General features: G+C 39.9%; 11 protein-coding genes and 1 other annotated feature. Of the genes, 8 read left to right on the top strand and 3 right to left on the bottom strand.

Translation table 11 applies throughout. The features are described from left to right. Positions 1–124: 124 nt before the first annotated feature. Positions 125–1,165, bottom strand: a complete 1,041-nt coding sequence (locus BXY41_RS14720) for a phosphodiester glycosidase family protein (RefSeq protein WP_242980207.1) — start codon at positions 1,163–1,165, stop codon at positions 125–127. Positions 1,166–1,351: 186 nt separating this feature from the next. On the opposite strand from BXY41_RS14720, the gene BXY41_RS14715 reads away from it, so the two are divergent. Continuing rightward, complete coding sequence (locus tag BXY41_RS14715) at positions 1,352–2,413, top strand: bifunctional glycosyltransferase family 2/GtrA family protein (protein ID WP_104437606.1); 1,062 nt, start codon at positions 1,352–1,354, stop codon at positions 2,411–2,413. Positions 2,414–2,513: 100 nt separating this feature from the next. Here BXY41_RS14715 and BXY41_RS14710 read toward each other — a convergent pair whose 3' ends face one another. Then, positions 2,514–4,088 (bottom strand): M56 family metallopeptidase, encoded by a 1,575-nt coding sequence (locus BXY41_RS14710; protein WP_104437605.1) that lies wholly within the window; start codon positions 4,086–4,088, stop codon positions 2,514–2,516. 5 nt (positions 4,089–4,093) lie between these two features. Continuing rightward, positions 4,094–4,468, bottom strand: coding sequence for a BlaI/MecI/CopY family transcriptional regulator (locus tag BXY41_RS14705; protein WP_170072377.1), 375 nt, complete (start codon positions 4,466–4,468; stop codon positions 4,094–4,096). 149 nt (positions 4,469–4,617) lie between these two features. Between BXY41_RS14705 and BXY41_RS14700 the strand changes: the two genes are divergently transcribed. The 7 genes from BXY41_RS14700 (at position 4,618) to rnr (ending at position 13,291) form a co-directional block, all read left to right on the top strand. Further along, on the top strand, positions 4,618–5,022 hold the full coding sequence (locus tag BXY41_RS14700) for a cysteine peptidase family C39 domain-containing protein (RefSeq protein WP_104437603.1): 405 nt from the start codon (positions 4,618–4,620) through the stop codon (positions 5,020–5,022). Between the two features lie 62 nt (positions 5,023–5,084). Then, positions 5,085–5,450, top strand: a complete 366-nt coding sequence (locus tag BXY41_RS14695; protein ID WP_104437602.1) for a hypothetical protein — start codon at positions 5,085–5,087, stop codon at positions 5,448–5,450. 167 nt (positions 5,451–5,617) lie between these two features. Further along, positions 5,618–5,861, top strand: a binding site (T-box leader). A 55-nt stretch (positions 5,862–5,916) separates the two neighbouring features. Then, entirely contained in the window at positions 5,917–6,936 is a 1,020-nt protein-coding gene (gene pheS, locus BXY41_RS14690) for a phenylalanine--tRNA ligase subunit alpha (protein WP_104437601.1), read from the top strand. A gap of 22 nt (positions 6,937–6,958) precedes the next feature. Continuing rightward, positions 6,959–9,379 carry a phenylalanine--tRNA ligase subunit beta gene (gene pheT, locus BXY41_RS14685; RefSeq protein ID WP_104437600.1) on the top strand — a complete coding sequence of 807 codons (2,421 nt, stop codon included), beginning with the start codon at positions 6,959–6,961 and terminating at the stop codon, positions 9,377–9,379. A 132-nt stretch (positions 9,380–9,511) separates the two neighbouring features. Then, on the top strand, positions 9,512–10,702 hold the full coding sequence (gene eno / locus BXY41_RS14680) for a phosphopyruvate hydratase (RefSeq protein WP_104437599.1): 1,191 nt from the start codon (positions 9,512–9,514) through the stop codon (positions 10,700–10,702). A 75-nt stretch (positions 10,703–10,777) separates the two neighbouring features. Then, entirely contained in the window at positions 10,778–11,011 is a 234-nt protein-coding gene (gene secG / locus BXY41_RS14675) for a preprotein translocase subunit SecG (protein ID WP_104437598.1), read from the top strand. Between the two features lie 138 nt (positions 11,012–11,149). Then, a complete protein-coding gene (gene rnr / locus BXY41_RS14670) occupies positions 11,150–13,291 on the top strand; it encodes a ribonuclease R (RefSeq protein WP_242980206.1) in 2,142 nt (713 codons plus the stop codon). The last annotated feature ends 37 nt before the right edge of the window (positions 13,292–13,328 follow it).

Below are 13,328 nucleotides of genomic sequence, written 5' to 3'. Positions count from 1 at the left end.
GAGTCTGCAATCCAATTATTAAGAAAATTCATCATGGGGTTTAACAGATTCAAAACCCAGAGTGTTGCTATGAATAGTGACAGAATAAAGGTTAAGTGTGACCATAAATTAACATACCATTCTTTCATTGCTTTGATTCCTCCTTTTTGAAATAAATAATATCACTAATGGTACGTCCGCCGTCTACTGGCTGATTTACGTAATTACCCTGATATACCATGGAGGAGGATTTTCCGCCATCCAGATTGTATGCCAGCAGACAATCTTCATTGGCCATGATTTCTGCAAGTTCACTCATGGTTGCTCCTTTGGAATAGCCTGTATTACGTCCGTCAACCAGAACGAACTTATAATGTCCTGGACCGGCATAACCAATCGCACAGCGGGGATTGCTTCCATTTAAATAAGAGGTTGTCTGGAACACAGTCTTGACTGACCCGTTATCCAACAACGAAGGTCCGAAGTTCCACGCCTGCCATACATCGCATTCCAGTATCTGTTCCTGGTCAAATTCTTCTGGAGTATATATTTTCATTGTACCATCCAGGAACAAAACGCATATTTCAGCGTCATTCGTATCTGAACGGTAAAGAATTCCGTTTCTTACTACAATTCCAGTTTCATTATTTCCGTAGGAATCACCGGATATTGCCAATAAAGCATCATTGTCTTCAGCCATTTGAACGGTTGTCTCTCTTAAATTCTTACCAAACGTCCCATTGGCAAAAGCTGTTTGAAGCTGTTTGATGGAGGTTACGTAGATATCAGCGGTATAATAGGTGATCTTATCATTCCCCTCTCCCAGCTCATTTTTTGTAATGTTCAGTTGTATGGTATCACTTTTGTATGACTCCAAAGTGGTATTGATTTTATCAGATAAATCCAGGCTGCTATTTTCTGATACAATTGATTTTGTATTAGTATTACCATTGCCGGGATTCTCTTTATTGCCTCTTTTTCGACCGAATGATCTGGATTTGGTGTTGTCTTTGCTGTCTGGAAGAGCAAAAGCCTGGGACAGTGTAGCAGCCTCGTTGATTAAAACGGTAGCGTTCTGGTCTCCTTTCTGTGGCATGATATAGAAATAAAGGATAAATGCTCCGAAGCAGAGCAAAGCAATTATAAAATCAAATAATATTACTTTTATGAATTTATTATTTATCATATTGGGCATCCTTTTCTTGGGCGGTTTATGAGAGTTTCAGATGCAATGATCTGATAACGCTGAGTATAACGTCTGAATCTTAAATGCATCTGAAAAAAAGAATGATAATTCTGTGTATATTTTTTCAGTGTTATTTCAGTAGTTACTTATATACTGTTTGAAAAGAGACAGAAAGAGAGGAGCTCTATGGCAGTGAAGAATAATTATATTGTAATTCCGGCGTATAATCCGGATGTGCGGCTAATTGCTCTCTTAAAGGAATTGAGTGAAAAATTGGAAGCAGTGCTGCTAATAGTCAATGATGGAAGCAGGTTAGAAACAAAAGAAATATTTCAGGAGGCAGAACGCTATGGAATTGTACTGCAGCATGACAGGAATTACGGAAAAGGAAAAGCAGTAAAAACTGCATTAACATTTATCAGGGAACAGATGGATTCAGGAAGAATAATCATTGCTGATGCAGATGGCCAGCATACGGCGGCTGATATTGCCCGTTTATTAGAAGCAAAAACAATAGAGAAGAATGTTCTTATTATTGGAAGCCGCTGTTTTCAGGGAAAAATACCATTAAGAAGCAGATTGGGTAATCAGCTTACAAGGGCTGCGTTCTGGCTTTTGTCCGGCAGGTGGCTGAAAGACACACAAACAGGGCTGAGAGCGTTTGACAGCACATTAATTCCAATGCTACTTGAGATATCAGGGGATCGGTATGAATATGAGACAAATATGCTTCTGACCTGTATTAAAGAGAAGATCCGGATAGTGGAAGTTCCCATTGAAACGATTTATCTGGAAGGAAATAAATCTTCTCATTTTCGGCCTTTAAAAGACTCTGCACGCATTTATATGACAATGTTAAAATTTGTTTCGTCCTCGTTTCTTAGTTTTTGTATCGACTACCTGCTGTTTGGCATTCTTTTATCCCTTACTTCCGGACTGGGAGTTATTACTGCAGATGCCGTCAGCAACATCATGGCAAGAATTGTGAGTGCTTCATTTAACTTCATTGTAAACCGCAATTATGTATTTCAATATAAAGGAAGCCTGCTGCAGTCTGCCTTGGGCTATGCCGCTCTGGCTCTTTCCATACTGGCAGTTAATACTGCCATGCTGTTGTGGCTGGTAAGAGATTGGGGAATGGGCGGATTAGAAGCAAAAATTGTGGTGGAGGTCACTATTTTCTTTCTGAATTTTCTGGTTCAGAAATTTTTCATTTTTAAAAAGAGACCAGTTCATACCGCTTTATGAGAAAGACCAGTTCTTTCATTTTGGTAAATGATACAGAAAGGACAGCAGGCGGAGGGATTACTGCCTGTTGTCCTTTCATTGCTTGGCTTCGTCGATTTTTTTATTTACTTTCATCGATCCAGATGCCATCTCCATTATCCTGATAATATTTATATATGGTATATCCATTCTTTTTATCTGTTTTTTCATTTTCAAAGTTTTTTGGCAGGTATTTTGTATCAAATTTCAAATTCTTCTCATTTATAAAATCTAAAAATATATAAGTGATTTTGTTTTCGCCGGTAAGTAAAGCATATTCATAGCAGTGGTTATTGGCATTAATCGTTACGTAAGCAGGATAATTGTAATTTTCGGTGTCGTAAAGAATTTTCTGTATCGTTCCATTGTAGGATTTAGATATTTGTGATAAACGTTTAAGTTCTGCTTCGTATTCTGGCTTATCAAATGAACAGCTTAGGTAAATTTGGCACGTTGGATCAAAGAGTGTATTCTGATATGAATAATAATACTCATCTATTATGGAAGGTGATATATTTTCTGGAAAAATATCCAGACTGCTGTATCCTCTTAGATCTTCAAATTTCCCATAATCTTCAGGGTTGGTAAATGTAACAGATTTATCTCCAAATAATAAGCTTTTAAAATAGATAGAACTTTTTGTATTACCAAACGTAATGAGTGAGGTACATAATAAAAGTACGATAAAAATCGTGGCAATGACCAGTTTATTACTTTTCTTGTTTTTCATATTTAATATATTCTCCATTCTCGACTTTACTGTGTTTTTACTGTAGTCAAAGTTATTTATTAAAGAAATTTCATAATGATCATCTTCATGTATTTCCTTTTTTTCCATTAAACTAAGGATACTTGAACAATAGTTTTTACGGTATGTGATATTCTGTCCTCTGATTACTTCCATATCACAATGGTATTCCAAATCTTTTTCGGCCTCTATCACCAGCAGGTATGCGAGGGGGTTAAACCAATGCAGACAGGAAGCAAGTACGCAAATTAATTTATACCAGATATCGTTCATCATTCCATGAACAATTTCATGTGCAAATATATAATCCAGTTCTTTTTCCGAATAGTTTATCTTAGGAAGCACGATCGTCTTATTGAAATACCCTAAAATAAGGGGAGAATGAATCTCATTTAGTATAACGATATTGACAGGAGATTTGTTTTTTAATCTCTCAGAGCATTTAACGAATATATTTTGGATGGACGGATCTGCAATTATACCCTCCTTCACTTTTTTACATAATAGAAGATAGCTAAATATTTTTATTGACAGATTGATTAAAAAACCGCCGATCCAGATGATTGTAATAGTTGTAATTAAGTTGTTTGATAATGCGATTCGTTTATCCGGTTGATTTTTCATTGCAATTATGGTCTCGGTATCAGTAGAATTAACAACATCTTTACCCGTTTTTGCAGGTTCAGGAGAAGCGGTTATTACTTTGGGATTAATTTCAATTCTTTGGCTGAAAGCTGGAATGGGAAGTGAAACAAAAAAAATCATGCGGATCGCAATTGCAAGCCAGATATAGCGATTAATTTTATAAGAAAATTTTTTATTGATTACGGTTCGGAAGCTCAGCCAGAACAAGATAAATAAGCCAGACAAAAATGATACCGTCAAAATGTGAAATAATAGTTCTTTCATACGTATTACTCCTCTGAATAGTGATCAACAAAATCTTTTAGTTCCTCTATATCTTTCAAAGTAAGCTTGTTTTTCTTGTATAAACAGTTCACCAGATTGCTGACAGAACCGCCAAACAATTTATCAACGATACTCTTTCCTTCTTCCTGTTTGTATTCTGATTCAGATATAAGGGGTTTGAAATATCTGTATTTCCCTTCCTTACAGCACTCTAAGAATTTTTTTTCCACAAGGCGGTTCAGATAACTATGAAGTGCGCCCGCAGTTATTTCCTTTTGCTGAGACAATTGCTGGGCTATATTGTTAACACCGATCTTTTCTTCTTTCGTTTTCCAGATAATTAACATAATATCTAATTCGGATTCCGGTAATTGATACATAATTATGCTGCTCCTTTTTATTTTATGCATTTGCATAAAATGATATAATATTATTATGCCGGTGTCAAGGTATTTATAGATATATTAATAGTTTACAAATTAAATTAAGATTTCTTTTTATAAAGTAATATTGAACAGGAGGTCTTAATATGCATTACCCTATTGTTTATCAAAAAGAGAAATATGATTGTGGACCAGCTTGCATCTGCATGATATGTGAATTCTACCAGTCAAATACAGATTTAGTAACAGTGTGCCGCATTGCCGGGTTAAGTGAAAAAGGAACCAGTATATGGGATATGCAGCGAACGTTACGCATATTAGGCTTTCAGACAGCTTCTATTAAAATGAATAATTTCATTTCAGATTATAATTTTGAAATTCCGCTGATTGCAGTTATCAGTAAGTCTGCTGGAAATAATCATTATGTAGTCATTTATAAAAGATTAAAAAATGGTTTAATCATAGGTGATCCCGATAAAGGACTAATAAAAATGAAAATAACGGAATTTTTAAAAGAATTTATTGGTTACTTAATTATTCCTCAAAAGTAGTTTACATTTAGCGATAAAGATCCTTTTTATTTAATGTAATCAACAAGTGAATGGAGGAAAATATGAATAGTAAATTTGATGTTTTAAGTGAAATGGAACAGAAAAGTATTTTTGCGGGTGCGGCTGAAGTGCCTATGAGCCCGCTGTATTTAACTAAGACAGCGTGTGAGGTTAAAGCTACTGCATTAGTAGTAACAGGTACAGTAAAAAACATTAGCATACATTCTGTTGCTCAGGAAATTTTTGCTCATGCCTGCTGTTACTACGGAGCCTCTGTCTTAAAAGGCCTTGGAGTAGAAAATGACATTGTTGATGATATTTACAGAAGAGCAAATCCTGTAAATATAGATGATGGATTAGACACTCCAAAAAGGGTTGCAGCATATATTCTTATCTGGAATCTTGCACCAGATGTATTTCCACTGTAAATGGTACTTGAGTAATTAAGGTTTATGAATTAAAATAATTGAAAACTTGCTGATTACAGGGGGGTGCTTTGACGCCCCCCTATTAGAATGCAAAAACTTAAGTGCTAAAAATGTCTTGACATTTTAATTTTATCTTATTATAATGGTGACAATATTACATTAAAATATGAAATGCTATGAAAGTGCAAGTAGAATCTTAATTTCTATCAGAGAGAAGGGGTCACCGGCTGAAAGCCCTTTTAAGTTCAATTAAGAGTTCGAATTTCCCACTGAAGCAGCATGGCTGAAACCTGTGAATTTATTTAATTGGCAGGCGGGTAGGTCATGACGTCCTTACACGTTACGTATGCCGAGTGCCTGCTTTTGATGCAGGAATCAGGGTGGTACCGCGAACACAGCTTCGTCCCTTTACAGGGATGGAGCTTTTTTTAATGTATCAGGGAATGAATCAAAGAAGGAGAGCATGATGAAAGATCAATTAGAAAAAATTAAACAAGAAGCGTTAAAGCAAATTGAAGCTTCCGATGCGCTGGAAAAACTCAACGATATTAAAGTTGCTTATCTTGGGAAAAAGGGAGAACTGACCAGCGTGTTAAAGAGCATGAAGGACGTTACTCCGGAAGACAGACCTAAGATTGGACAGATGGTGAATGAGGCCAGAGAAGCAATTGAAGGTAAGTTAGACGCAGCCATGACTGCGCTGATGAAAAAAGCAAGAGAAGAGCAGCTAAAGAAAGAAGTAATCGATGTCACACTGCCGGCGAAGAGGAACCGGGTTGGTCATACCCACCCTAATACCATCGCATTAGAAGAGGTGGAGAGAATCTTCGTAGGTATGGGTTATGAAGTAATTGAAGGCCCGGAAGTAGAGTATGACCATTATAACTTTGAAAAGCTGAATATTCCCAAGAACCATCCGGCAAGAGATGAGCAGGATACTTTTTATATCAGTGACAACATCGTTTTAAGAAGTCAGACTTCTCCCGTTCAGGTTCGTACCATGGAGCAGGGAAAGCTTCCCATCCGTATGCTGGCACCAGGCAGAGTGTTCCGTTCTGATGAAGTAGATGCAACCCATTCTCCTTCGTTCCATCAGATCGAGGGCCTGGTAATCGATAAGAATATAACATTTGCAGATTTAAAAGGAACCCTTGCTGAATTTGCCAGAGAGTTATTTGGACCTGAGACAAAGGTAAAATTCCGCCCCCATCACTTCCCGTTCACTGAGCCAAGTGCAGAGATGGATGTTACCTGCTTTAAATGTGGAGGAAAGGGCTGCCGTTTCTGTAAAGGATCTGGCTGGATTGAGATTTTAGGATGCGGAATGGTACACCCCAACGTGCTTGCCATGAGCGGAATTGATTCCAATGAATACTCCGGATTCGCATTCGGAGTGGGCTTGGAAAGAATTGCCTTGTTAAAATATGAGATTGATGACATGAGATTATTATATGAAAATGACATCAGATTCTTAAAGCAGTTCTAGAAACAGGAAGGGAGATAGATTGATGAATACACCATTATCATGGGTTAAAGCATATGTACCGGATTTGGAAGTGACACCTCAGGAATATACAGATGCCATGACACTGACCGGAACGAAGGTTGAGGGCTATGAATGCCTGGATAAAAATTTGGAGAAGATCGTAGTCGGTCATATCTTATCGATTGAACGTCACCCCGATGCAGATAAACTGATTGTCTGCCAGGTGAATGTAGGTTCTGAGACCGTTCAGATCGTAACCGGCGCATCAAACGTGAAAACAGGAGATAAGGTACCGGTTGTTTTAGACGGAGGAAAGGTTGCAGGAGGCCATGACGGCGGTCCTCTTCCGGAAGATGGAATTAAGATTAAAAAGGGCAAGTTAAGAGGCATTGAATCCTGTGGAATGATGTGCTCCATTGAAGAACTGGGATTTACAAATGAAATGTATCCTGACGCTCCTGAAAGCGGGATCTACATTCTTCCCGAGACTTCCGTACCGGGAAGTGATGCAGTAGAGCTTCTTGGCCTTCATGATTCTGTTTTTGAATATGAAGTAACTTCAAACCGTGTGGACTGTTACAGTGTGATCGGGATTGCAAGAGAGGCAGCAGCTACATTTAACAAAACCTTTGTTCCTCCGGTGGTAACTGCGACAGGCAACAGCGAGGATGTTCATGATTATCTGAAAGTAACAGTAGAAGACAGCCGTCTTTGTTCCCGTTACTGCGCAAGAATGGTAAAAAATATTAAGCTTGCTCCATCTCCTGTCTGGATGCAGAGAAGACTTGCAGCCTGCGGAATCAGACCAATCAATAACATTGTTGACATCACCAACTATGTTATGGAAGAATACGGCCAGCCAATGCATGCCTTTGATTATGAACAGCTGGCAGGCCATGAGATCGTTGTCAGATGTGCAGAAGATGGAGAGACCTTCCAGACCCTGGATGGCCAGGAAAGAAAACTGGACAGCACCGTACTGATGATTCGTGACGGAGAGAAGGCAGTGGGAATTGCCGGTATCATGGGAGGAGAGAATTCTAAGATTACCGATGACGTTCAGACCATGGTATTTGAAAGTGCCTGCTTTGATGGAACCAATATCCGTCTTTCCTCTAAGAAAGTTGGTTTAAGAACCGATGCGTCCGGCAAATTCGAAAAGGGACTTGATCCCAACAATGCAAAGGCCGCAATCGACCGTGCATGCCAGCTGATTGAGGAGCTTGGCGCAGGTGAAGTAGTTGGCGGTATGATTGACATTTATCCGGAGAAGAGAGAGGCAAAACGCGTTGCATTTGAACCGGAGAGAATGAACCGTCTTCTTGGTACAGATATTACAGCAGAGACCATGCTTGAATATTACAAGCGTCTGGAACTGGAATATGACGAAAAAACAGGTGAGATCATTGTTCCTACATTCCGTCAGGATTTAGAATGTATGGCGGATCTGGCAGAGGAGACAGCAAGATTTTATGGTTATGATAAGATCCCGGTTTCCCTTCCTACCGGGGAAGCGACGACTGGTAAACTCTCCTATAAATTAAGAGTGGAGGAGCTGGCAAGAGAAGTTGCAGAGTTCTGCGGATTCTCTCAGGGAATGACATATTCCTTTGAAAGCCCTAAAGTTTTCGACCGTCTTCTTCTTCCTCAGGACAGTCCTCTTCGGGTAACTGTGAATATTTTAAATCCCCTTGGCGAGGACTTCAGTGTAATGAGAACAACTCCTCTTCATGGAATGTTGAATTCACTGTCTACAAACTACAACAGACGTAATAAAAATGTCCGCCTTTATGAGCTGGCCAATATTTATCTGCCAAAGAGCCTTCCTCTTACAGAACTTCCAGATGAAAGAATGCAGTTTACTCTGGGCTTTTACGGAGATGGTGATTTCTTCGACATGAAGGGTGTCATTGAGGAGTTCTTTGAGAAAACCGGTATGAATTTAAAGCCTCATTATGATCCAAAGGCAGGAAAGACGTTCCTTCATCCGGGAAGACAGGCAGACATCATTTACGATGGAGTAAATATCGGATATTTAGGAGAAGTTCATCCGGAGGTGGCCGATAACTATAAGATTGGAGACCGGGCTTATGTGGCAGTAATCGATATGCCGTCTATGATCCCATTTACAAGTTTTGACCGCAAATACACCGGAATTGCCAAATATCCGGCAGTTACCAGAGATATCAGTATGGTAGTGCCAAAGAATGTTCTGGTAGGTCAGATAGAAGAAGTCATTGAACAGCGCGGAGGCAAGATATTAGAAAGCTATGAGCTGTTTGATATATATGAAGGTGCACAGATTCTGGCTGGCTTTAAGTCAGTTGCCTATTCCATCACATTCCGTGCAGCAGATCATACTCTGGAAGAACAGGAAGTTTCAGCAGTTATGAAAAAAATACTCAACGGTTTACAGGCACTTGGTATTGAGTTAAGAGCATAAAAATTTTTTATAAAAAGATGTCGGGAGAAAAGCAAAAGCTTCCGGCATTTTTTTTGTTTGCCTGCATGGAACTGAAAAATCCCGTCAATCCTTACGGTAGAGGAATGTTTGAAAAACAGGGAGGCAAAACAGATGCTTGATGATCTTGATATTAAACTCATAAGAGGGAGAATGCTTTTAGATTCGGGAGGAAATCCGGCTGTGGAAGCAGAAGTGATCCTGGAAAATGGTGCTCAGGGAAAGGCTGTGGTTTCGGTTTTTGATGAAACAAGCGGGGAGGAAGAAGCAGATTATATCAGGGAATGGCTGTCGGAAGCGATTTTATTTGAAGATGCTGCAGAACAAAAAAATATTGATAATCTGCTGATCAGACAAAGAGAGGCAGACGATGTGGACCATAAAGAAAACGGCAGAGGAAAAGCTGGAGTGTTAGCGCTGTCCATGGCAGCAGCAAGAGCGGCAGGTGCAGGTCTTGGACTACCATTATACCGCTATTTAGGTGGATCTACGGCTCCAGTCATGCCTGTTCCGGTCATGAGCATGATTGATGGAGGAGACTGGGGGAAAGGAATCGATTTTAAAGAAATTATGATTATCCCCTTAAACAGGAGTTCATTTGCAGAAGGACTGCGGATGGGTGGGGAAGTATACCAGACATTAAAGCGGCTTTTATCCTTAAACGGAATTGATACATCAGTAGGGGAAAGCGGCGGTTTTGCAGCAGACGTAAAAAGTGCAGAGGAAGCGCTTCATTATATAATGGATGCAGTCAGACTTTCCGGATATGATCCAGATACCGATGTGGCGGCCGCCATATCCGGATATGCAGATCATCTTTACGTAAAAGAAGAAGGAATTTATCATTTTGATAAAGAAAGCATGAATAATGGAATTCTGGTATACAGAAATCAAAAAGATATCATTTCCTATTATTTAAGGCTGGCAGAAGGATTTCCTCTGGGACTTGTGACAGAAGGACTCTGGACAAAAGATCTTGAGGGAAGAAACCGGATGTATCAGATGTTTCATCATCGTTTCACCATAGCTTCCGATGATTTTTTTGCATCCAATGGCGTGGAGATTCAGTTGAAGAAAGCCGGTACTGTAACGGCTGCACTGGAAATGGCTGAGAGAGCAGGAAGGCTTGGGAATAAAGTGATCTTTTCAAACAGTTATAAGGAAACAGAGGAAGTGTTTCTTAGTGACATGGCGGCGGCAGTTGGAGCTGATTATATAAAATGCGGCGCACCCTGCAGGGGAGAATGCACGGCTAAATACAACGAACTGCTAAGAATTGAGGAATTCTATGGCAGACAGCAGTGAAAAATAGAAAAAAATATTGTATTTACTGAAAATTTATGGTATGATAAGCGTTGTTTGACTTAAGGAGGTGGGAAAATGATCCGGATTATATTATCAATTGTGTTCGTTATTATATGCGTTGCTTTATCAGCGATTATCCTGTTACAGGAAGGAAAGAGTCAGGGTCTTGGTTCTATCGGTGGTATGGCGGATACTTACTGGGGCAGGAACAAAGGACGTTCCATGGAAGGAAAACTGGAGAAGTTTACAAAGTACGGAGCAATCCTGTTTTTTATCCTGTCATTAGTACTGAATCTGAATATACTGTAGCGATTAAACACTCTTGTGGTATAGCAGCAAGGGTGTTTTTTTCGCTTTAAGGAAAAATTCTGTCATACCATCAGGTGAAGTGCAGATAATAAAATATAAATTGACTTGTTAGAAAAATAGTGAAAAGAGAGGAAAATAATGACAGAAGAACAGTTAATGCAGCGGAAAGCCATGTTTATGGAACTGTTTTCGGATCCGACTTATAAACCGATGAAATTAAAGGAACTTGCCATGTTATTTGGGGTTCCCAAACATCAGAGAGACGAATTAAAACAGGTACTGGATGCTTTGGTTTCAGAAGGAAAAATCGGAGTATCCCAGAAAGGAAAATACGGGAAGCCGGATATCGGTTCCATGGCAGGAGTATTTTTCGGACACCAGAAGGGCTTTGGTTTTGTATCGGTAGAAGGTTTTGAGAAAGATATCTTTATCCCGGAGGATAAGACTGGCGGTGCTCTTCATGGAGATACGGTTCTTATATCTGCGGAAGCGGAAGGCTCTGGCGGCAAGAGAGCAGAAGGCCGGGTTATTAAGGTGCTTCAGCATGCAAATGAAGAGATTATAGGATTTTATCAAAAAAATAAAAATTTTGGTTTTGTCATTCCGGATAACCAGAAGATTTCAAAGGATATCTTTATCCCTCAGGGAAAGGATATGGGAGCTGTAAACGGACATAAGGTAGTGGTGAAGATCACCGATTTTGGCGGAGAAGGAAAAAAGCCGGAGGGTGTGATCAAGGAGATCCTTGGACATGTCAATGATCCGGGAACAGACATTCTTTCCATTGTGCGCGCTTACGGGCTTCCGGAGGAATTCCCGGACAGTGTGATGAAGCAGGTAGAGTCAGTCCCTGATTCTATTTCCGGTAAAGATATGCAGGGGCGTTTGGATTTAAGAGAATTACAGACTGTCACCATAGATGGAGAAGATGCAAAGGATTTAGATGATGCGATCACCATTTCAAAAAAAGACGGGGCATATACGCTGGGAGTTCACATTGCCGATGTAACCAATTACGTAACAGAGCACAGCCCCCTTGATGAAGAAGCTTTAAAAAGAGGCACCAGCGTCTATCTGGTGGATCGTGTTATCCCCATGCTGCCCCATAAGCTGTCTAACGGTATCTGCTCTTTAAATCAGGGAGAAGATCGTCTGGCGCTGAGCTGTATCATGGAAATCGACGGAGACGGAACCGTAACCGGTCACAGGATTGCAGAAACGGTGATCAATGTAGACCGGAGAATGACTTATACAGCAGTAAATGCAATTATAACCGACCATGATGAAGCTACCATGAAAGAATATGAAGCCTTTATTCCCATGTTTGAACAGATGAAGGAACTGGCTGATATTTTAAGAGAAAAAAGGAAAAAAAGAGGTTCTATTGACTTTGACTTCCCAGAAACAAAGGTAATTCTTGATGAACGGGGAAAGCCATTAGAGATAAAACCTTATGACCGGAATTCCGCTACTAAAATCATTGAAGATTTTATGCTTATGGCAAATGAAACCGTTGCAGAGGATTATTTCTGGCAGGAGATTCCATTCCTTTACCGGACTCATGACAACCCGGATCCGGAGAAGATGAAAAGTCTGGCTACGCTGATTAACAATTTTGGCTATTCCATTCGCTTCCATAACGGAGAAGTATATCCCAAAGAAGTTCAGAAGCTCCTTGCCAATGCAGAGGATACTCCGGAAGAGGCTTTAATCAGCCGCCTTGCTCTTCGTTCCATGAAACAGGCAAAGTATACAGTAGGAAATACCGGACATTTCGGTCTGGCTGCCAAGTATTATACCCACTTTACCTCACCCATCCGCAGATATCCTGATCTGCAGATTCACCGTATCATCAAAGAGAATCTAAGATCCGGACTTAGCGAGAAGCGGGTCAGTCATTATGACAAGCTTCTGATGCAGGTGGCGGTTCAGTCCTCTTCTCTGGAGAGGCGGGCAGATGAAGCGGAGCGGGAAACCATTAAGCTGAAAAAATGTGAATATATGTCCAGATATATTGGGCAGGAGTTTGAGGGAGTCATTTCAGGTGTAACAAACTGGGGGCTTTATGTAGAACTTCCCAATACGGTGGAAGGTCTGATCCATGTCAATGATCTTCAGGATGATTATTATCATTTTGATGAAGAACATTACGAACTGGTGGGAGAAATGACCAGGAAGACGTTTAAACTAGGTCAGCCCATTCGGGTAATCGTATCGGGTACGGATAAACTGCTGCGTACCATTGACTTTATTTTGGGAAGTGATATTGACGGGAAATAATAGATACCAAATTGGCAGGATGAAAATAATTAATTTT

The organism is Lacrimispora xylanisolvens (assembly GCF_002934545.1).
Lineage (GTDB): Bacteria > Bacillota > Clostridia > Lachnospirales > Lachnospiraceae > Lacrimispora > Lacrimispora xylanisolvens.
Note: the sequence above shows the minus strand (reverse complement) of the source record. Positions and strands in the feature narration are given on the sequence as shown.

Excerpts from the sequence above, each read along its gene's own strand:
- eno (WP_104437599.1), top strand. The coding sequence starts at position 9,512 with ATGCTTGATGATCTTGATATTAAACTCATAAGAGGGAGAATGCTTTTA.
- BXY41_RS14710 (WP_104437605.1), bottom strand. The coding sequence starts at position 4,088 with ATGAAAGAACTATTATTTCACATTTTGACGGTATCATTTTTGTCTGGC.
- pheS (WP_104437601.1), top strand. The coding sequence starts at position 5,917 with ATGAAAGATCAATTAGAAAAAATTAAACAAGAAGCGTTAAAGCAAATT.
- secG (WP_104437598.1), top strand. The coding sequence starts at position 10,778 with ATGATCCGGATTATATTATCAATTGTGTTCGTTATTATATGCGTTGCT.
- BXY41_RS14720 (WP_242980207.1), bottom strand. The coding sequence starts at position 1,165 with ATGATAAATAATAAATTCATAAAAGTAATATTATTTGATTTTATAATT.
- BXY41_RS14695 (WP_104437602.1), top strand. The coding sequence starts at position 5,085 with ATGAATAGTAAATTTGATGTTTTAAGTGAAATGGAACAGAAAAGTATT.
- rnr (WP_242980206.1), top strand. The coding sequence starts at position 11,150 with ATGACAGAAGAACAGTTAATGCAGCGGAAAGCCATGTTTATGGAACTG.
- BXY41_RS14715 (WP_104437606.1), top strand. The coding sequence starts at position 1,352 with ATGGCAGTGAAGAATAATTATATTGTAATTCCGGCGTATAATCCGGAT.
- pheT (WP_104437600.1), top strand. The coding sequence starts at position 6,959 with ATGAATACACCATTATCATGGGTTAAAGCATATGTACCGGATTTGGAA.
- BXY41_RS14700 (WP_104437603.1), top strand. The coding sequence starts at position 4,618 with ATGCATTACCCTATTGTTTATCAAAAAGAGAAATATGATTGTGGACCA.
- BXY41_RS14705 (WP_170072377.1), bottom strand. The coding sequence starts at position 4,468 with ATGTATCAATTACCGGAATCCGAATTAGATATTATGTTAATTATCTGG.